We start from the raw sequence: 20073 nt of genomic DNA on the forward strand, positions 1-20073 counted from the left end.
CGCTGCCACCGACGACGACTACCTGACCCAGTCCGCCACTGCTCCATGGCTCCCGCCGACGGGTGATCTCTACCCGCCTACCGCAGCGGCGCTTGATCCGCGTGGTCGATGGTGACCTGGCCGGTGCGCAGGTAGGTCATCACGGCCTCGTCGACGACGGTGTTGCCGCGGCCGAAGGCGCCGTGGTCACCGCCCTCGACGGTGATCAGCGAGCCGCCGATGGCGCGGGCCATGGCCGGGCCGCCCGCGTAGGTGGTCAGCGCGTCGCGGCGGCTCTGCAGCAGCAGCGGGCGGGTGCGCAGGTCCTTGCCATTGATCGGCACCGGTTCGGTCACCGGTTTCCAGTTGCCGCAGGCGGTTCCGGAGCGGACCAGATCGGCGCGGGCGTCCATGGCATTGCCGCCCGATGCGATGGTGGCGAAGGCCGAGCCGATCAGCTCGAGCCTGCCGCGCACGGCGTTCTCATTGCAGGTGATGGCGGAGAAGACGAAGCGACCGGTGGGATCGGTGCTGGTCGCGCCCTCGATGGCGAGCAGCTGGCGGACGTTCTTCGGGTCGATATTGGCATCGGCCATCGCCCTGGCGAAGGTCGGCCAGAACGTGCGGGTGTAGGTGGCGACCGCGGTCGCACCGACCAGCGGCACCTGCGCGGACGCACCGCCGGTGAGCATGAGGCGCACCAGATTCTGCACCTTGCCCGCCTGCTCGACGCTGTCGTTGAAGCCGTCGCGGGCGATCTCGGCGAGCGGTTCGGGCAGCGTGCCGGGCAGATCGGCGACGCTGGCCGGTGGCGGGGTCAGATTGGCGTACCAGCCGCCGCCCTGGTCCGCGACCAGCCGCACCCAATTCTGGTAGACCTGCAACGCCGTATCCCCGAGCCGGTAGTCGCCGCTGTGCTCGGCGATCCAGGCGAACAGATCATCGAGCCGCTGCTTGCCAGCGACCTGCTGCTGGGCGAACTCCTCGGTCCACACCCAGTCGGGATTGACATTGGAGTCCAGCACCATGCGATCCACCCGGTTCGGGAACAGCGAGGCGTACACCGCGCCGAGATAGGTGCCATAGGAGGTGCCGAGATAGCTGATCCGGTCGACGCCGAGCGCGGCGCGCACTTGGTCCAGATCGCGGGCGGTGCTCTCGGTGGTGATGGTGTCGAGGTAGCCGGGCAGTGCGGCGTCGCAGGCCTTCTTGATCTCATCGCGGTTGCCGCCGCCGAGCGAAACCTGTTCGCCGTCAGCCGGTTTCGAGGTCTCGGCGGGAGTATCACAGCGCAAGGGCGTGGCCCAGCGCAGCCCGCGCGGCTGCACCGCGACCCGGTCGTAGTGCTCGTTGAGTTCGGCGGGCAGCGAGTCGATACGGCGCGCCCAGTAATCCAGCGCGTCCGCGCCGGGTCCGCCCGGATTGGCGACGATGACGCCGCGGCGCTGCGCGGTGGCGGCGATCCGGCTGACGGTGAGCTCGATACGCGCGCCGTCGGGTTCGGCGTAGTTCATCGGGACGGAGATCACCGCGCATTGCACGCCGTGTCCCTCGGTCACCGAGGAGTCCGGGCAGGCGCCGAAGGCGGCACCGGGTGTGGCCGCGGCCTCGGCCGTCATGATCGATCCGCTGATCAGGCTGGTGGCTGCCACCGCGACCAATACCCGGGAAATACCCAGCACCCGCGAACTGCCCAGCACCCGCAAACTGCCCAGCGCCCTCATCATGTCTCGTACCTCCGCCCGGCCTGCCCCCTCACTCCCGGTGGAGGCGTTCGGCGCGACCAAGAGCATTCTTGCCAGCCCGGCACCGGTAGACAAGTCGAGCAACCGATCGGAGCCGATTAGTGTTGCGGTACACCGTCGCCCACCCATACCGAGTAGCGTCGAGCCATGTCGACTGAGGTCCGTAACAACGCCATGCTGGAACGCTTCGAGATCTACGTCGACGGTGCGATCGCCGGATACACCGAATACCAGGACACGGCCTCCGAACGTGCCTTCGTCCACACCGAGATCTATCCGCAGCACGAAGGCCAGGGCTATGGCCGGGTGCTGGTGCAGGCAGCACTGAACGCCTCGCGGCGGGAGGGTTTCGGCATTCTGCCGATGTGCCCGATGGTCTACCACTTCATCGAGTCGCGACCGGAGTACATCGCGCTGGTCCCGCAGTGGGCGCGCGAGAAGCTCGGCCTGCCCCAGTAGGCAGGAGGTTCAGTACGCGGCAACGGCCCCGTCGAGCGCCTGCTGCAGATCGGTGCGCACCAGCCGGGCGATCTCCGCGGGCTTGGCGGGCAACTCGGTGATCGGAACCCCGAAGTAGAAGCTGGCCCCCTTGGCCTCGTTCTTGGTGACCGGCACCGCCGGATCCGCTCGGGGTCCGTAACTCAACCCCATGCTGAGCAGCACGGGCCGCGCCCCCAACTTCATCGCACGGAACGCGATATGACCGATCCCGCTGCCCACCGCCTGCACCTCGGTGTGATCGATCTCATTGCAGGTGCCCTCCGGAAAGACCGCGATCCCATCGCCATCGGCCATGCGTTCGGCACAGACATCCATCATCCGCTGACCGGCCGCGTTCACCGCCCGCAGACCGTGGTCCTTACCGCGGAATACCGGGATGCCGCCCATCATGTCGATCTTGCGGCGCTGCTCGTCATCGAGGAACAGCTCGTCCTTGGCCAGTACCCGAACGCGCCCGATCACCCGACGCAATTCGCTGCGCCAGGCCGCGGCGGCGACGGTGTAGGGATCGGATTCGGAGAGGTGGTTGATCGCGACGAGCAGCGGCCTGCGCTGGCCGATCACCTCGTGCAGCAGCTTGCGCGCGCCCTCGGCGTACGTGACGCGCGGATGGTATCGACGCCCGAGAATGGCATAGGCACCCCACGCCGTCAGCCGGTTCTGCTGGTGCTCGCGATAGAAGTTATAGACAGTGTCCGCATTGTCGAGGAGAACCTCGGGCCGTTCCATGGCCACACAGTAACGGAATCCGCCACGCCGCTTGACCGACGAACGGCCCCCGACGGTGCGATGATGTCGGGGTGGCACGCGGAGATGACCCGGACGATCGGAAGACTCGCGGCGGACACGGTGACCGCAGGCGACGCGATTCCCGGCACGGCGAGCAGGTGGTGCGCGCCGGCACCCTGCTGGTGTCGGCGACCGACCTGGTCGAGCCGACATTTCGGCGCACCGTCGTCTACATCATCGAGCACAACGAGGCGGGCAGTCTCGGTGTGGTGCTCAACCGCCCGAGCGATACCGCGGTGCACGACGTACTGCCACGCTGGGCCGAGGCGGCGGCCGCGCCGCGCACGCTGTTCATCGGCGGCCCGGTCAAACGGGACGCGGCCCTATGCCTGGGCACCGTACGGGTCGGCGCCTCGATCGCCGGTGTCTCCGGACTGCGCCGCATCGATGGCCGCGTGGTGCTGGTCGACCTCGACGCGGATCCGGAACAGATCAACCCACTGATCGAGGGGCTGCGCATATTCGCCGGCTACGCGGGCTGGACCTTCGGCCAGCTCGAAGGCGAACTGCAGAACAACGATTGGATCGTGCTCTCCGCGCTGCCCTCGGATCCGATCAGCACCGGCCGCCCGGACCTGTGGGCCCATGTCCTGCGCCGCCAACCACTTCCCCTGTCGTTGCTCGCGACACACCCGATTGAACTAGAACGCAACTAGCTACGTGATCTGCATGGAGGAGGAAATACCGACATGCGACACGACAGCTGATCCGGCGAGCACATGGATAACTCGTCGAGGACGTCCAGCAGCCGATCACCCCAACAGCCGCCGGCGGACTACGAAGCCGACCGAACACCCCACAACCGGCACAAGGCGCGAGGCAGCGGAGGAGCAGGTGACAAATGCCCGAAGAACAGGCCGAGCTCATGCGGGCGCTCTACCAGGAACATGCCGCGGCGCTGTGGCGCTACACGCTCGGTTTGGTTCGCGACCCGGGTCGGGCCGAGGACATCGTGCAGGAGACGTTGTTGCGGGCCTGGCAGCGCCCGAATGTGCTCGATCAATCCACGACATCGGCGCGGGCGTGGTTGTTCACCGTCGCGCGCAATCTCGCCGTGGATGAGCATCGCAGCGCGCGCAGCCGACGCGAGTTCCGCACCGACAATCCGCCGGAGCGGGCCGCGCCGGATCAGGCCGATCGGGCCCTGGACGGCTGGCTGGTCGCGGACGCATTGGGACGGCTCAGCGCCGATCACCGCGAGGTGATCGTGCGTGCCTACTATCGAGGTCTTTCCACACACCAGATCGCCGAGGAACTCGATATCCCGGCGGGCACGGTGAAATCCCGGTTGCACTACGGCATGCGGGCGCTACGGCTGGCACTACAGGAGATGGGGGTGACGAACCGATGACGGATATCGCCGACGACTACTCGACGTGGGACGCACCCTATGTACTCGGCTCCCTGACCCGACTCGAGCGGCAGGAGTACGAGGAGCATCTGGCCGGCTGCCCGGTCTGTCAGGCCGCGGTGGCCGATCTCGCCGGACTCCCCGGTCTGCTCGCCCTGGTCGAACCCGAGACCGCGCTCGCGATGATCGAGCCGCTGGAAGCACCAGCCGCCGAAGCCGAGCCGCCCGCACAACTGCTGCCCCGGCTCGCCGCGGTGGCCGAAAGGCGCAGGCGGCGCAGCCGGTGGGTTACCGTCGGCGCCGCGATCGCGGCGGCCGCCGCGGCGGTGGCCATCGCGATTCCGGTGGTCACCTCGATGACCTCGACGCAAACACCATCGAGCACCGAACAGGTTGTGGCCGAACGCAGTATGCAACCGGTCAAGCCGAATCCGGTGACGGCCAGCTTCAAAGTCGTTCGCGCCGATAGCAAGACGCGGATCGTGATGACGTGCAGCTATGGACCGAGCGAACAGCGCTACAGCTGGAATCTCAACCTGTACGTCATCGGCACCGATGGCAGTCAGAGCAAACTCGATGAATGGCCCGCCGGGCCGGGGACCGAGCTGACGATCGACCGGACCATCGATAAGGCACCGGACCAGATCCGGGAGGTGCAGATCCGGTTGGCGTCGACGGGCGATGTGCTGCTCTCCGGCACGGTCTGACACGATTCGATCCCCCCGCCGAACTCGGCGAGGGGATCGAATGCGATTGGGCGCAATGAGGTTCAGCGCTGCCCCTGCTTGCCGAAGACCGAGGTCGACCAGAAGTATCCGACCAGCCCCAGGCCGATGCACCAGGCGATGGAGATGATGCCGCTATTGCCGATCTCGGTACCCATGAGCAGGCCGCGGATGGTTTCGGTGATCGGGGTGAACGGCTGGTACTCGGCGAACTGACGCAGGCCGACCGGCATGGTGTCGGTACCGACCAGGCCGCTGCCGAGGAATGGCAGCATGATCAGCGGGAAGGGCATATTGCTCGCGCTCTCCGGAGTCGACGCGACCAGACCCATACCGACCGCGAGCCAGGTGAGCGCGAGTACGAGCATGGCGAGCAGTCCGAATGCGGCGATCCACTCGATCACATTCGCCGACGGCCGGAAGCCGACGAGCAGTGCGACACCGACCATCGCGGCGATGCCGAGCAGGGCCTGGATCAGTGCGCCCACCACATGTCCGGCGAGGAACGACGGCTGCGAAATCGCCATTGTGCGAAAGCGATTCACAATGCCCTTGGTGGTATCGGTGCAGACCGAGACAGCCACACCCGCGGTCATATAGGCCGGGATCAATAACAGCATGCCCGGGGCCAGGTAGTCGATGTAGTTACCGCCGGACGACTTCTCCAGTGCGCCACCGAAAACGAAGTTGAAGATGAGCAGCAGCAGGATCGGCATGATGATGATGCTGATGGTCATGCTCGGGTACCGCTTCGCATGCAGCAGATTGCGCCGCAACATCGTCTTCGAGTCGGCGAGGGCGTAGGCCGTAGCGCTCATCGCACGGTCTCCTTTTCCGCGGTGGGAAGTCCGGTGAGGGTGAGGAAAACGTCGTCGAGGGTGGGGGTGTGCACCGAAAGTCCGGCGACCTCGATCTGCTCGTAGTCGAGCCGGTCGAGTACCGCACGCAGCGATTTGACGCCGCCATCGCTCGGGACCGCGAGGGTGAACTCCGCCTCGCCCGCGTCATCGACAACGCGCGCCTGCGGCCCCAATGCCGTTGCCGCGGCACTGAGTCCGATCCGATCGGCGAACTCGAGTCGGATATGTCCGCCGGGCACCCGCCGCTTCAATTCGGCGGCCGTCCCCTCGGCGACGATCCGGCCGTGATCGAGTACGGCGATCCGGTCGGCCAGCTGATCGGCCTCCTCGAGGTACTGGGTGGTGAGGAAGACGGTCACGCTGTAGTCGTCGACGAGTGTGCGGATCATCTCCCAAATGGACCGCCTACTGCGCGGATCCAGACCGGTGGTCGGCTCGTCGAGGAAGATGATGCGCGGATCGCCGACCAGCGTCATGGCCAGATCCAGCCGTCGGACCATACCGCCGGAATAGGTGGCCGCGGTCTTATCGGCCGCCTCCACCAGATCGAAGCGCTCGAGCAGTTCGGCGGCGAGGCGTTTGCTCTCCCGGCGCGGCAGATGGTGCAGATCGCCCATGAGAACCAGGTTTTCGCGACCGGTCAGTAATTCGTCCACCGCGGAGAACTGGCCGGTGACACCGATCGCACTGCGCACGGCATCGGGTTCGGCGCCCAGATCATGGCCGTCGACCCGGATCTCGCCCGCATCGGGGCGCAGCAGCGTGGTGAGGATCTGCACGGTGGTGGTCTTGCCCGCACCGTTCGGACCGAGCAGCGAGTAGATCGTGCCCGCCGGGACGGTGATGTCGATGCCATCGAGCACCACCTGCTCACCGAACGATTTACGCAGACCCAGCGCCGATATGGCGGAGGCGCGATGACCGTTGGTCATGGTCTTCCTTTCGTGGAAAGTTTCATAAAATAATGCGAATGACAGCATGGATTACCCGCACCGCTCCCGGCATCCGGTGCGGCGATTCGTGGTGGTATTCGGTTGTCCGGCCGAATGATTCGGCTAGATGTCGAGTTCCTCGACCGGCGGGCGGTCGGCGATCTGGGCCACCCGCTCATAGAGCTTGTCCGGAATCTTCCCCTTCAATTCGCCCAGCGAATCGACGACCTCGAAGATGAAGTCGCCCCAGTCCTGATCGCCGACACCGAGCATGCGACGCCAGTTCGTCAGATCCTTGATCCAGTTGGAGTTCTGCGGGTATTCGTCCCAGTTCGAATACTGGGCGTGCATGACGAATTTGCCCTTCCGACTGCGATATACCCGGACGTGTTCGATGCGCTCCTCGTTCACGTCACGGTGTTCGCCGAGCAGGGCGCCGGAGAAGCGGACCTGACGCACGCCGTTGTGGCCGACCCGCAGCACTACCTCGTCGTAGCCCTCGAGCCTGCCCTCCTCCAGTTCGATGAACCGCCGCAGCGCGGTGGTCACCGCTCCCGAGAGATTGCCGCCGACCAACTCCTGCGCGCGCTGGAACAGGGGTAAATCATCATCGGCGACATAGATCGTCTTGTTGGGCATGCCATCACTATACGTAGATGTATACGTACACGCAAGCGCCGCCCACATGGGCGTTTTTCCGAGCTACATCTTGCGCGAGCCATTGAACCGCTCCGCAGTCCAGCTCGTAGTTCACGTGTACGCGATGTGCGATCACGCATGTGCCCAGTGCACCCGCGGGGTCGCTACGAGAGGAGTGCCGATGCCGAGCAGGGTCGTTGATTATCTGGTTCGAGCGGTTTCGACCCTAGGCGTGCGACATATCTTCGGAGTCGACGGCGCGAATATCGAGGATCTATACGACGCGCTGTTCGACGCGCCCTACGATGTCACCGGAATCGTTGCCAAGCACGAGTTTTCGGCCGCGACCATGGCCGACGGCTATGCCCGCTCGACCGGCGGGCTCGGCGTCGTCGCCGCCACCTCCGGCGGCGGTGCGATGAATCTCGTTGCCGGACTGGCCGAATCGTACGCATCGCGGGTGCCGGTGCTGGCGCTGGTCGGGCAGCCGCCGACCGCAGTGGAAGGGCGCGGCGCGTTCCAGGACTCCAGCGGACTCGCCGGCACCATCGACGCGGTCCGGATGTTCGACGCGATCACCCAGTTCTGCGCCCGCGTGGAGACCGCCGCCGACCTTCCCGACATGGTGGCCAGGGCGGTCGACGGCGCCCGGCGCGGCGGGCCCGCCGTACTGCTGCTGCCCAAGGATGTGCAGCAGAGCGATATCGGCGATGTCCCGCCGCTCCGGTTGACACCGCCGCAGTACCGGCGCGATGAAAGCGGCCTGGCCCGGGTGCGCGCGGCGCTGATCGCGGCCCGCAAGCTCGGCAAGATCGTGATCATCGCGGGCGACCAGGTGGCGCGCGACGACGCACGTGCCGAACTCGCCTGGCTGGCACGGGCATTGGATGCCGCGGTCGGTGTCGCGCCGGATGCGAAGGACACCTATGACAATGCCGACCCCGCGTACTGCGGTGTCGCCGGGAGCATGGGGCATGCCGAGCTTTCGGCGGCGCTGCGCTCCGCGGCCCTGTGCCTGATCATCGGCACCCCGATGCCGGTCACCGCGCGCACCGGGTTGGACGAGTTGCTGGCCGAGGGCACCGTCGCGCATATCGGCGTCACCCCGCCGTACGTGAGCGCGATCCACGCCACCAGCACCGATCTCGCGCTCGATCTGGCCACGCTCGCCGAGGAATTCAGCCGCGAGATGAAGATCTCGCGCCACGACCGCCCGCATACCGCGCTGACACCGCTGAGCGTGCCCGAGGCGACCGGTCCCGGTGTGCGCTATCGCGAGTTGGTCGAGACCATCGAAGCGCTATTGCCCGAGGGCACAGACGTATTCGCCGATGCGGGCAATACCGGCGCTGCGGTGGTGCACCACCTGCGGGTGCCGCGCGGCGGCCGTTTCGTGGTCGCGCTCGGTATGGGCGGAATGGGCTACGCTTTCGGCGCCGCAATAGGTTCGGCATTCGCGCGCCATCGCGGGCCCTCTGGCACCAGGCGCACCGTTGTCGTGGCCGGTGACGGCTCGTTCTACATGCACGGCATGGAGTTGCACACCGCGATCGAACACGATCTTCCGGTCACGTTCATCGTGCTCAACAACAACGCGCACGCCATGTGCGTCACCCGCGAACAGCTCTATTACCAGGATCGGTACAGCTTCAACCGATTTCGGCCCGCGCACCTGGGCGCGGGCATCGACGCGATGTTCCCTGAACTTCCCGCGTACTCCGTACGTACCACTGAAGACCTGGCCATCGCACTGGGGCGATGTGTCGAAACCGGAGGGCCGTCGTTCATTTCGATAGACGTCGACCCCGACGAAGTTCCACCGTTCATCCCGTTCCTCGCGACATTGGAGAAGATGCAGTGACGATCAGCGCCCTGCCCGCCCTCAGCGATATTCCCGACGCCGTCATCCCCGGAGTACTGCGGATCGAGAACTCCGATAAGGACGCAACCACCCCGATCATCATGGACATGTTGCGGTCGGTGTATCCGCACGACCAGATCTTCGGCGAATACTGTCCGGTGCAGGCGTATATCGCCGCACCGCCGCAGGATGTGTTCGAGTACCTCGCCGATACCCGATGCCTGGAAGAATGGACCTACAGCCTGCGCGGATTCGTCGAAACCGAGGAACCGGGGCTGTGGCTGGCCTGGGACCGGCTCGGCCCGGAGACCAAGATCTTCACCCGCACCGTCGCGCACCGCGAGGCCATGACCGTCGACTACCACTGTGCCTGGGACCAGAGCCAGCACCTGTGGATGATCTACCTGCTGCGGGTGATCGACGCCCAGGTGGTGTTCAACAAGCCCGGTTCGGTGGTGTTGTGGGTCAACTGCCGTCACCCGTTCTACGAGGAAAACCCCTATCCCGAAACGGCTCCCGAAAAGCGGCCGGTGTGGGTGGGCGACTTCTGGGACATGTTCTCCGCCGGGCACCAGCTCGAGATGGACAACCTCAAGGCGATCTGTGAATACCGTGCCGCACACGGCCTTCCGATCAAGCCCGACTGGATGAAGTGAGGCCACACCCATGATCTCGAACTACGACGGACCCGCGACCGACCCCGATGCCACTGGACTGCCGACGGTCAGCCTGGTCGATGTGGCGAGCTATCTGCCGGGCGCACCGGTCGGCACCGAATACTTCACGCAGTACAGCCGATCCGATCGGATGGCCAAGAACGTCATGTTCCGCTCGCCCAAGGCGCGCCACCACGTGGCCGAGGACGAGACCGCGGTGGATATGGTCGAGCGCGCCGTCGCGCCACTGATCGAACGCCATGGCGCACAGGCGATCGCCGATATCGATGTGCTGATCACCCACACCCAACTGCCGGACAATCCGGTCATGGGCTGCGGTCCCGAGGTGGCCCGCCGACTCGGTATGCGGCCCCGTTTCGTCTACGACGTGCACAATGGCGGCTGCGCGGCGTTCGTGCACATGATGGCGATGGCCAGGATGATCCTGCAGACCACCGACGCGCGCACCGCGCTCATCGCGGCATCGCAGAACTGCGCCGGCCCGGTCTTCACCCAGACCGAGATCCGCAAACTCGCCCAGGCGCCGGTGCCCGGCGACGCATGCGGTGTCGGGCTGCTGGTGAAGGACGATTCCGCGCCGATTCTCGATATCGAATGCCGCACCTATCCCGAATTCGCCGGGGATATGGAGTTCTCGACCAACGGTGAGCGCAAGTACTGGCAACCGGGCGAGGGGCAGGGCTGCGTCAGCTTTACCGAATCCAAGATCACCAAGGTGTTCGCGCGCGGCAATCGCCTGGTGCCCGAGGTGGCCTTGGCGGTCTGCGAGCGGATCGGCGTCAAGGGCCGCGATATCGACACCTTCGTCACCAATCAGCCGAACCGGCTGTTCCTGCGCAACTGGCACGATGCGCTGGAGCTGCCACCGGAGCGCCATCCCGACACCTTCGACCAATGCGGAAACCTTTTCGCCGCGGGCATTCCCGTCACGCTCGATACCGAGAACCGGGCGGGTCGACTGCGCAATGGATCGGTCGTGCTGCTGTCGGCCTTCGCACACGCCGGTGACTTCGCCGGGGCCGCGGCGGTGCGCTGGGGTGCGGCCGGATGAGTGTGCGACTGGCCGACGAGTCGCGACCCTCGCAGCAACACCGGAGTCAGCGGCTGCAACTGCGGTTCGATCTGAGCCTGAGCGAAAACCCTTTTCCGCCGCTGCCTTCGGTGCTGCACGCGGTCAACGGTGTACTGGCCCACGCCAACCGCTATCCGGAATTCCTGCCGCGGCGGCTGCCCAAGCTGATCGCTGGGCATGTCGGCGTGCATTCGGATCAGGTGGTCGTCGGGTCCGGCGCGACCGGGGTGGCCATGCAGATCATTCAGGCATTGACCACGCGCGGGGCCGGAATGGTCTACGGGGCACCGACCTTCGACGGTTATCCGATCATGGCGGAGATGGCCGATCTAGAGGTCGTCCCGGTGCCCCTGGATGCCGCCGGCAATCAGGATCTCTGGGCGATGGCAAGGGCCATAGACAAGCGGACCGGTCTGGTGGTGGTCTGCCGGCCGCACAATCCGACCGGCACGGTGATCCCGGCCAGTGAGTTGAAGGCGTTCCTGTGCTCGGTGCCGCGCCAGGTGCCGGTCATCCTCGATGAGGCGTATGCCGAATTCCTCGATGTCACCGATCGGGTCGATACCGTGGCACTGCTGGATCGACATCCGAATCTGCTGGTGCTGCGCACCTTTTCGAAGGCGTACGGGCTGGCCGGACTGCGCATCGGCTACACCTTCGGCGGACCCGAATTGATCGGGCGGGTGCGCAGGCTGCAACTGCCGTTCGGGGTGAGTTCGGCGGCGGTGGCCGCGGTTGCCGCGTCCTACGCCGCCGAACCCGAACTCGCCGCGCGCATCCTGCGCATCACCACCCAGCGCGAGGCCCTGCGCAGCGCACTGCGGCGCATGCATATCGAGGTCCCGCCCAGCTACGCCAATTTCCTGTACCTGCCCGGGCCCGGTGTGGCAACGGCGCTACGCCGGGCGGGCATCGCGGCCAAGGCGTACCCCGACGGTAGCGCCCGCATCGCCGTCGGGGATCCAGCAGCGGACAACGCAGTCCTCGAGGCACTGGGCTCCTTGCGCTAGCGGATCGAGATCAGGTGGAAACCGTCGGGGCCCGTCGGCTTCCACCTGATCTCGGTGGTTCCATGGACTGGTGAGCCGACGGGATCGGAAACTTCGACCGAACGCGGCACCGGCATACCGGACCGCAAGCCGACTGCTGTTCCGCTTCCCCCTGGGCCGCCGCACCGTAATCGCCCGCCAGACCGTCATCGAACCCGGCGGCACCAGCGGCTGGCACTACCACGACGGCACCCTCCTGGTCCTCGTCACCCGCGGCACCCTCGACCACCCCGGCCCCGACTGCGTCCCCGTCACCTACCGCCGAGGCCGAATCTTCCGCGAACCCAGCGGCCCCACCCACCCCCACGTAGCCCGCAACCTCGGCCCAACCCCCGTAACCCTCTTCGTCCTCTACCTGACCCCAACCAACAGCCCCCTCTCCCACCACATACCCCCACCCAACTGCGCCGACAAATAACTCGAAAATCCGCTCCCCCAGCCCCGCTCCCGCCACTCACTGAGCACATGGTGAACCCCTCAGCTACGCGAGCACCGTCAGCACTCACCCCGCACCCACCGCCCCGACTCGAGAATGCACTCATGCAGGAATTCCCGACATTTCCCTGCGTCAGCGCATGGTGATCACCAGTCCAGAACCACGCCTCGGGCATGCGGGCACTGTCAGCACACCCAAGCACTCGCGCCACCCCACTGCACCTACTCGAGAATGCGCTCATGCAGGGAATTCCCGGAGTTTCCTTGCGTGAGCGCATGGTGATCACCGGTCCAGAACCACACCTCAGGCGCTGAGGACTCGCTCACTGTCAGCATGCCCAGGCACTCGCCCCCTGCCCAGCACCTACTCGAGAATGCACTCATACAGGGAATTCCCGACATTTCCCTGCATCAGCGCATGGTGATCACCAGTCCAGAACCGCCTCGGACGTGGAGGGCCTGGGCACTCGCGCAGTGCTCGAGAGCCACTCGAGAATGCGGTCATGTAGGGGGTCCCGGCGGTTGCCTGCGTGAGTGCGGGGTGATCGGCGGTTCAGGAAGCGCGTCCTGGTGTGGAGGGGTGTCGAGTTTGCTCGGATCCTGTTGATCCGCATCGGGCCGAACTCGGGAGCAACCTCAGTTGGTTGGTGCGCAGGAGTCGCGTAGGGAGCAGGCGCCGCAGGATGAGCCGCAGCCGCCGATCTCCTGGGCCGGGACGAGGGCTTCGACCGTGCGGGCGGCGGCATTGGCGCCGGCGCCCAGGGTGAACAGGGCGATGGCGGCGGTGAGCGCCGCGACGACTATCGCGGGGAAGCCGCCTGCGGCGAGGGCGACGAGTCCGCCCGCGAACAGCAGTGCGCCCGCGGCCACGGAGGTGGGGGCGGCGACGCGGTTGGCGATGCGGAAGGTGTCATCGTCGTGCAGTGCCGCTTCGGTGTGCACTCCGACGAAGCGGTTGCGGGGAAGACGCCCGGTCAGTCCGAGCACGCCGGTTGCGATGGCCACAAGGGCCAGCACGAACAGGGTGAGAGCGACGACGAACACCCAAGAAGGCTAGCGCACCGCGCCGACGGGTCGAGCCCGGCCCGATTTTCGGTGCACGAGCCCGGACGTTCTACCCTGATAGACACATTTATGACGGGATCGGCGAGAACAAGAAGGCAGGACCGTGGCGGACACTCGTGCAACCGAAAGCGATGTACCGGAGCACAGGTACAACGCTGGCCTCGCCGGCCGCATCGAGCGCCGGTGGCAGCGGAGCTGGGATGAGCGCGGAACCTTCCACGCGCCGAACCCGGTAGGCCCGCTCGAGGGTGCCACTCCGGCGGACAAACTGTTCGTCCAGGACATGTTCCCGTACCCCTCCGGCGCGGGCCTGCATGTCGGCCATCCGCTCGGCTACATCGCCACCGATGTCTTCGCCCGCTATCACCGGATGCACGGACGCAATGTGCTGCACGCGCTCGGCTACGACGCGTTCGGCCTGCCCGCCGAGCAGTACGCGGTGCAGACCGGCGCGCATCCGCGCGAGACCACCGAGTCGAATATCGCCACCATGCAACGCCAGCTGGACCGGCTGGGTCTGGGCCATGACCGTCGGCGCTCGTTCGCGACCACCGATCCGGAGTACTACAAGTGGACGCAGTGGATCTTCCTGCGCATCTACAACGCCTGGTACGACGAGGAGCTGGACCGCGCCCGCCCGATCGCCGAACTGGAGGCGCAGTTCGCCTCCGGCGCCCGCCCGACCCCGAACGGTCGGACCTGGAACGATATGCCCGCCGACCAGCGCGCGGCGGTCCTCGACTCGTATCGCCTGGTGTACCAGACCGATTCGGTGGTCAACTGGTGCCCCGGCCTGGGCACGGTGCTGTCCAATGAGGAGGTCACCGCCGACGGCCGCAGCGAGCGCGGCAACTTCCCAGTGTTCCGCAAGCGGCTGTGGCAGTGGATGATGCGCATCACCGCCTACTCCGACCGGCTGGTCGACGATCTGGACCGACTGGACTGGCCGGAGAACGTCAAGGCCATGCAGCGCAACTGGATCGGCCGATCCCGTGGCGCGCAGGTCAAGTTCACCGCCGACGGTCAGCACATCGAGGTCTTCACCACCCGGCCCGACACCCTGTTCGGTTCCACCTATGTGGTGCTGGCGCCCGAGCACGAGCTGGTCGACCGGCTGACCGCCGCGGAATGGCCCGCCGGCGTCGATCCGCGCTGGACCTTCGAGGATGCCGGCGATCCCGCGGAAGCCGTTGCGGCATACCGCAAGGCGATCGCGGCCAAATCGGATCTGGAACGTCAGGAGAACAAGGAGAAGTCCGGCGTCTTCCTGGGGGCCTACGCGACCAACCCGGTCAACGGCGCTCAGGTGCCGGTCTTCATCGCCGACTATGTGCTGTCCGGCTACGGCACCGGCGCGATCATGGCGGTGCCGGGACACGATCAGCGCGACTGGGAATTCGCCACGGTATTCGGTCTGCCGATCGTGGAGGTCATTTCCGGCGGCGACATTACGACCGCGGCCTACACCGGCGACGGCACGCTGGTGAACTCCGATTACCTCAACGGCCGGTCCGTCGAGGAGGCCAAGGCGACGGTGATCGCCCGGCTGGAGGCCGACGGCCACGGTATGGGCACCGTCCAGTACAAGCTGCGCGACTGGCTGTTCGCCCGCCAGCGCTACTGGGGCGAGCCGTTCCCGATCGTCTACGACGAGGACGGCGCACCGCACGCGCTGCCGGAATCCATGCTGCCGGTCGAACTTCCGGAGCTGGACGACTTCGCGCCGGTGACCTTCGATCCCGAGGACGCCGACTCCGAGCCGTCGCCGCCGCTGGCCAAGGCGACCGACTGGGTGCACGTCGAACTGGATTTGGGTGACGGACCCAAGCAGTACCGCCGCGACACCAATGTCATGCCGAACTGGGCGGGCAGCTCCTGGTATCAGCTGCGCTACGCCGACCCGACCAATCCGGACGCGTTCTGCGCCAAGGAAAACGAGCAGTACTGGCTCGGCCCGCGCAGCGCGGAGCACGGCTCGAACGATCCCGGTGGTGTCGACCTGTACGTCGGCGGTGTCGAACACGCGGTGCTGCATCTGCTGTACGCGCGGTTCTGGCAGAAGGTGCTGTTCGATCTGGGCGATGTGAGCGGTTACGAGCCGTACCGACGCCTGTTCAACCAGGGCTACATCCAGGCGCACGCCTACAAGGACGCGCGCGGTGCCTATCTGCCCGCCGCCGAGATCATCGAGCGCGACGGTAAGCACTACTTCCCGGATCCGACCACCGGCATCGAGATCGAGGCGTTCCAGGAGTACGGCAAGATCGGCAAGTCGTTGAAGAACGCCATCTCGCCGGACGAGATGTGCGATACCTACGGCGCCGATACCTTCCGCCTCTACGAGATGTCGATGGGTCCGCTCGACACCTCGCGGCCGTGGGCGACCAAGGATGTCGTCGGCGCGCACCGGTTCCTGCAGCGGGTCTGGCGGCTGGTGGTGGACGAGGAGTCCGGCGCGACGCGGGTCACCGACGAGAAGCCGTCGGAGCAGACATTGCGCCTGCTGCACAAGACGATCGCCGGGGTGGACGACGATTACGCGGCGCTGCGCGATAACACCGCGGGCGCCAAGCTGATCGAGCTGACCAACCATCTGACCAAGAGCTATCCCACGGGTGCGCCGCGCTCGGTGGTGGAGCCGGTGGTGCTGATGCTGGCCCCGATGGCACCGCATATCGCCGAGGAACTGTGGGAACGGCTGGGACACGAACAATCCCTCGCGCACGGTCCGTTCCCGGTGGCGGATCCGGCGCTGCTGGTCGAGGAGTCGGTGGAGTACCCGATCCAGGTGAACGGCAAGGTGCGCAGCCGAGTTCAGGTGCCCGCCGACGCCGATAACGCGACCATCGAGGCGGCGGCGCTGGCCGATGAGAAGATCGCGGCCGCACTCGGTGGCAACGCCCCGCGCAAGCTGATCGTGGTGCCTGGGCGGTTGATCAATATCGTCGCCTGAGCCTTATCGACACTTCGCCGGGCATCGTTCGGATGCCCGGGCGAAAGTGTTTCTGGGCGAGGGTGTCTCGAAGCGCGGTGTCGGCTGGGGGCAGGCTCTGACCTGCCCGAGCGCCGGTTTCGACGCTCCGGAGAACGGTCAGCGCGGCGGCAGCAGCACGTCGTTGAGGGTCACCATGGACAGATTGCGTTCCTTGATGATGTCCACCAGCTGCCCGTAGACATGGGTAACCGCGGGCGCATTCGCGTGGCCGATAATGATCGTCTGCGGATTGAAATACTTACGCGCGCACTCCAACAGGTACTCCTCGGTGATCACACCGGAGTCCGACAGCGAGCCGTACCACATGGTCGGCACCGTATAGCCGAGATCCGCCGCCACCTTGTCGACCGTGGCATTGTGGCGGCCGAAGGGCGGGCGGTAGTACGGCGTGCCGTCCACGCCGAAGTTGTTCCACAGGTAGGACTTCGCCCGCTCCAGCTGGGAGGAGATGCCCGATGCCGACTGTTTGGTCAGATCGGCATGGTCCCAGGTGTGGTTGCCGAGCTGGATCTGACCGGAATCGACCAAGGGCCGCAACGCATCTCGGTGAATCGCCCAGGAGTCGTAGTACGCGGTCACGAAGAAGGTGAATCGGGCGCCGGTATCCCTGGCGAACTTGATGTAGGCGCCGACGACCTCCGGACTCGCGCCGTCATCGACGGTGAGGGCCATGCTGGTGCCCGCGCCGGGCAGCGCGGTGATCGTCTGCGCCGGAATCGGCGTCTTCGGTCCGATCGGGGGCGGCGGCAGCAGCGGTGCCGGTGCGGGCAGAATGGGTCCGCTGCCCGCCGAACCACTGTTGAACGGCTCCCCCTCCGCCGTCACGCAGCCGGTCAATGCCGCCGCGGTTCCCGTAGCAAGCAGCGTCAGCAGCCGACGTCTATCCACGATCCAAACCCTTTTACTTCACTCGAACAGCATCCCGCCGCCCCGTCGACGTAATGCGCAGGTAACAGTCGGCACTGTACCGAGTGAAACTGTCCGCAAGCTGAACCTCACAACAACAAGTCAACAAAATGACATCATTTTGCCCTCTTATTCGGGGTGCGCACCGGCCGAAATCACGGTGCGCCGAATCAGTAGGGTCGCAGCACGATCTCGGTGGGATGGCCGTCGCGCGGTGTGTCGATGGCGGCACGGACGGTACCCGCGACGGTCTCCGGGCGCAGGAACTCCTCCGCGCGGTATTCGCGGCCCTCGCCCGCGATGATCTCGCGCTGCATATCGGTATCGATGCGGCCCGGATGGATCGAGGTCACCCGCAGCGTCGGCTCCTCCAGCCGCAGGGCGTCGCCGAGGGCACGCAGTCCGAACTTGCTGGCCGCGTAGGAGGCCCAGCCGGGATTCGCCCGCAAGCCCGCGCCCGAATTGATCAGCACGACATGGCCATTGGCCGCGCGCAGGGCGGGCAGCAACAGTCTGGTCAACTCCGCGACCGCTATTACGTTGGCTTCCAGGGTATTTCGCCACTGCTGCACCGACGATTCGGCGATCGAACCGAGGTCGGCCACACCGGCATTGTGTACCAATACATCCAGGCGCCGAATCGGCGAAACCGCCTCGGCCACTGCGGAATAGTCGGTCAACTCGACCGGCCATCCGGTTGCTGCGGGCAGTTCGCCTAATATCGCGCGCAGCGCCTCGGTCGAGCGGGCGCCGAGCAAAAGATCGTGGGTCGGTGCGAGTTCGCGAGCGATCGCGGCGCCCAGCCCGCGGCTGGCGCCGGTGATCAGCGCGGTCGGCTTCGGTGTGCTGGTCACAGCGGTGGTCATGGGCTCACCGTATCCGGCCGTCTCGAAAACCCAGCAGGGGCGGTAGCACGACCAGCGCGGGTGGCGATGGACGCATATCGGGAACACAGAGATTCACGGACGGGGCATGCCACAGTGAGATCCGCCGCACACCAGTCGATGATGAACCGATCGCAAACCACTGCCGACTATCTGCCGGTCGCCCGCGACACCCGGCCCGAGACGGATGTCACTGAGCGCGCGTATCTGCGGGTGTCATCGCAGAATAAAGGGATGGCACACCCGGGTTTCACCCCAACACAGCTCGCGGCGCGCGCCGCCTATCTGCTACGGGGCAACGACCTGGGCACCATGACCAGTGCCGCGCCCCGACTGTATCCGCACATGTGGAGTTGGGACGCCGCCTTCGTCGCGGTCGGGCTCGCCCCGCTGAGTGTCGAGCGCGCGGTCATCGAACTGGACACCCTGCTCTCGGCGCAATGGAAGAACGGGATGATCCCGCACATCGTCTTCGCCAATGGCGTGGACGGCTACTTCCCCGGCCCGGCCCGCTGGGAGTGCCGCAGACTGGCCGCCAATGCCCCGGACGGTCCGGACACCTCGGGCATCACCCAGCCGCCGGTGCACGCCATCGCGGTGCAGCGCATCCTGGACCATTCCCGCCGCCACGGCCGCAGTACTCGGGCGGTGGCCGAGGAATTCCTCAACCGACGCTGGCCGGATCTGGTGCGCTGGCATCGCTGGCTGGCCCATGCCCGCGACCCCAAGGAGAGCGGCCGGATCACGCTGTATCACGGCTGGGAATCCGGGATGGACAATTCGCCGCGCTGGGACCGGGCCTATGCGAATGTGGTCCCCGGCGACCTGCCGGCGTACCAGCGCGAGGACGTGCTGGTCGTCTCCGATCCCTCGCAGCGGCCCAGCGATCGCGAATACGACCGCTATCTGTGGCTGGTCGAGCAGATGCGCCGCGCCGCATACGACGACTATGTGCTCGCGTCGACCATGAGCTTCGCGGTGGAGGACGTCTTCGTCACCGCGATCTTCGCGCTGGCCTGTGAGGTACTGGCCAATATCGGCGAGGAGTACAAGCAGCCCCATGCCGATGTCCGCGACCTGTATTCGTGGGCGGAGCGCTTCCGCGCCGGCGTGGTCGCGACCACTGACGCCCGCACCGGAGCGGCGCGCGACTTCGACGTGCGCCTGCAACGCTGGATCAATACCGAAACCCTCGCGATGTTCGCCCCGTTGCTGTGTGGCGGCCTGCCCCGCGATACCGAGCGCAGTCTGCTGCGCCTGTTCGAGGGGCCGCGCTTCTGCGGCCACCCGGACCTGCGCTACGCCCTGCCGCCGTCGACCTCGCCGGTCTCCAAGGACTTCCGTCCGCGCGAATACTGGCGCGGCCCGGTCTGGCCGGTCATGAGCTGGCTGTTCTCCTGGGTCTTCGCCCGCCGCGGCTGGGCCGAGCGCTCCTTCATGCTCCGCGCCGAGGGGCTGCGCCAGGCCAGCGACGGCAGCTTCGCCGAATACTACGAACCCTTCACCGGCGAACCACTCGGCAGCATGCAGCAGTCCTGGACCGCGGCCTCGGTGCTGGACTGGCTCGGCTGACGCCGGTCGCGTACGGACTCTCGTCCAGTCACGGAC

General features: G+C 66.3%; 19 protein-coding genes. 11 read left to right on the top strand and 8 right to left on the bottom strand.

The window, feature by feature from the left end:
* Window positions 1-77 precede the first annotated feature (77 nt).
* On the bottom strand, window positions 78-1706 hold the full coding sequence (locus ACQP0C_RS40270; protein ID WP_433728922.1) for an alpha/beta hydrolase: 1629 nt from the start codon (window positions 1704-1706) through the stop codon (window positions 78-80).
* 165 nt (window positions 1707-1871) lie between these two features.
* Between ACQP0C_RS40270 and ACQP0C_RS40275 the strand changes: the two genes are divergently transcribed.
* The gene (locus ACQP0C_RS40275) at window positions 1872-2183 is read left to right on the top strand and encodes a GNAT family N-acetyltransferase (RefSeq protein ID WP_354960890.1); all 312 of its coding nucleotides are present in this window, start codon (window positions 1872-1874) and stop codon (window positions 2181-2183) included.
* A gap of 9 nt (window positions 2184-2192) precedes the next feature.
* Here ACQP0C_RS40275 and ACQP0C_RS40280 read toward each other — a convergent pair whose 3' ends face one another.
* On the bottom strand, window positions 2193-2954 hold the full coding sequence (locus ACQP0C_RS40280; protein ID WP_433728925.1) for a lysophospholipid acyltransferase family protein: 762 nt from the start codon (window positions 2952-2954) through the stop codon (window positions 2193-2195).
* A gap of 71 nt (window positions 2955-3025) precedes the next feature.
* Here ACQP0C_RS40280 and ACQP0C_RS40285 point away from each other — a divergent pair, with 71 nt between their 5' ends.
* From ACQP0C_RS40285 to ACQP0C_RS40295, 3 genes are all read left to right on the top strand, one after another.
* A complete protein-coding gene (locus ACQP0C_RS40285; protein ID WP_433728927.1) occupies window positions 3026-3670 on the top strand; it encodes a YqgE/AlgH family protein in 645 nt (214 codons plus the stop codon).
* Window positions 3671-3855: 185 nt separating this feature from the next.
* Window positions 3856-4365: a sigma-70 family RNA polymerase sigma factor gene (locus ACQP0C_RS40290; RefSeq protein WP_354960887.1), complete on the top strand. Its 510-nt coding sequence runs from the start codon at window positions 3856-3858 to the stop codon at window positions 4363-4365.
* A complete protein-coding gene (locus ACQP0C_RS40295; protein WP_433728929.1) occupies window positions 4362-5072 on the top strand; it encodes an anti-sigma factor family protein in 711 nt (236 codons plus the stop codon). The genes ACQP0C_RS40290 and ACQP0C_RS40295 overlap by 4 nt, the downstream gene beginning before the upstream one ends.
* 62 nt (window positions 5073-5134) lie before the next feature.
* Here ACQP0C_RS40295 and ACQP0C_RS40300 read toward each other — a convergent pair whose 3' ends face one another.
* The 3 genes from ACQP0C_RS40300 to ACQP0C_RS40310 form a co-directional block, all read right to left on the bottom strand.
* Window positions 5135-5908: an ABC transporter permease gene (locus tag ACQP0C_RS40300; protein ID WP_433728931.1), complete on the bottom strand. Its 774-nt coding sequence runs from the start codon at window positions 5906-5908 to the stop codon at window positions 5135-5137.
* The gene (locus tag ACQP0C_RS40305) at window positions 5905-6882 is read right to left on the bottom strand and encodes an ATP-binding cassette domain-containing protein (RefSeq protein ID WP_433728933.1); all 978 of its coding nucleotides are present in this window, start codon (window positions 6880-6882) and stop codon (window positions 5905-5907) included. The genes ACQP0C_RS40300 and ACQP0C_RS40305 overlap by 4 nt, the downstream gene beginning before the upstream one ends.
* 123 nt (window positions 6883-7005) lie before the next feature.
* Complete coding sequence (locus tag ACQP0C_RS40310; RefSeq protein WP_433728935.1) at window positions 7006-7521, bottom strand: EXLDI protein; 516 nt, start codon at window positions 7519-7521, stop codon at window positions 7006-7008.
* 181 nt (window positions 7522-7702) lie between these two features.
* Here ACQP0C_RS40310 and ACQP0C_RS40315 point away from each other — a divergent pair, with 181 nt between their 5' ends.
* The 5 genes from ACQP0C_RS40315 (at window position 7703) to ACQP0C_RS40335 (ending at window position 12598) form a co-directional block, all read left to right on the top strand.
* The gene (locus ACQP0C_RS40315; RefSeq protein ID WP_433728937.1) at window positions 7703-9382 is read left to right on the top strand and encodes a thiamine pyrophosphate-binding protein; all 1680 of its coding nucleotides are present in this window, start codon (window positions 7703-7705) and stop codon (window positions 9380-9382) included.
* On the top strand, window positions 9379-10038 hold the full coding sequence (locus tag ACQP0C_RS40320; protein ID WP_433681495.1) for an SRPBCC family protein: 660 nt from the start codon (window positions 9379-9381) through the stop codon (window positions 10036-10038). Before ACQP0C_RS40315 ends, ACQP0C_RS40320 begins: the two co-directional genes overlap by 4 nt.
* Before the next feature lie 10 nt (window positions 10039-10048).
* Entirely contained in the window at window positions 10049-11110 is a 1062-nt protein-coding gene (locus tag ACQP0C_RS40325; RefSeq protein ID WP_433728939.1) for a 3-oxoacyl-ACP synthase III family protein, read from the top strand.
* A complete protein-coding gene (locus ACQP0C_RS40330) occupies window positions 11107-12141 on the top strand; it encodes an aminotransferase class I/II-fold pyridoxal phosphate-dependent enzyme (RefSeq protein WP_433728941.1) in 1035 nt (344 codons plus the stop codon). The genes ACQP0C_RS40325 and ACQP0C_RS40330 overlap by 4 nt, the downstream gene beginning before the upstream one ends.
* A gap of 70 nt (window positions 12142-12211) precedes the next feature.
* The gene (locus tag ACQP0C_RS40335; protein WP_433728943.1) at window positions 12212-12598 is read left to right on the top strand and encodes a cupin domain-containing protein; all 387 of its coding nucleotides are present in this window, start codon (window positions 12212-12214) and stop codon (window positions 12596-12598) included.
* A gap of 653 nt (window positions 12599-13251) precedes the next feature.
* Here ACQP0C_RS40335 and ACQP0C_RS40340 read toward each other — a convergent pair.
* Window positions 13252-13659 carry an SdpI family protein gene (locus ACQP0C_RS40340; RefSeq protein WP_433728945.1) on the bottom strand — a complete coding sequence of 136 codons (408 nt, stop codon included), beginning with the start codon at window positions 13657-13659 and terminating at the stop codon, window positions 13252-13254.
* Window positions 13660-13783: 124 nt separating this feature from the next.
* On the opposite strand from ACQP0C_RS40340, the gene leuS reads away from it, so the two are divergent.
* Window positions 13784-16633 carry a leucine--tRNA ligase gene (leuS, locus tag ACQP0C_RS40345; RefSeq protein WP_433728947.1) on the top strand — a complete coding sequence of 950 codons (2850 nt, stop codon included), beginning with the start codon at window positions 13784-13786 and terminating at the stop codon, window positions 16631-16633.
* A 138-nt stretch (window positions 16634-16771) separates the two neighbouring features.
* On the opposite strand, the gene ACQP0C_RS40350 is transcribed toward leuS, so the two are convergent.
* On the bottom strand, window positions 16772-17563 hold the full coding sequence (locus ACQP0C_RS40350; protein ID WP_433728949.1) for a polysaccharide deacetylase family protein: 792 nt from the start codon (window positions 17561-17563) through the stop codon (window positions 16772-16774).
* A 188-nt stretch (window positions 17564-17751) separates the two neighbouring features.
* Window positions 17752-18447, bottom strand: coding sequence for an SDR family oxidoreductase (locus tag ACQP0C_RS40355; RefSeq protein WP_433728951.1), 696 nt, complete (start codon window positions 18445-18447; stop codon window positions 17752-17754).
* Between the two features lie 252 nt (window positions 18448-18699).
* On the opposite strand from ACQP0C_RS40355, the gene ggh reads away from it, so the two are divergent.
* Entirely contained in the window at window positions 18700-20037 is a 1338-nt protein-coding gene (gene ggh, locus ACQP0C_RS40360; protein ID WP_433728953.1) for a glucosylglycerate hydrolase, read from the top strand.
* The last annotated feature ends 36 nt before the right edge of the window (window positions 20038-20073 follow it).

This window comes from Nocardia sp. CA-129566 (assembly GCF_050956075.1).
Lineage (GTDB): Bacteria > Actinomycetota > Actinomycetes > Mycobacteriales > Mycobacteriaceae > Nocardia.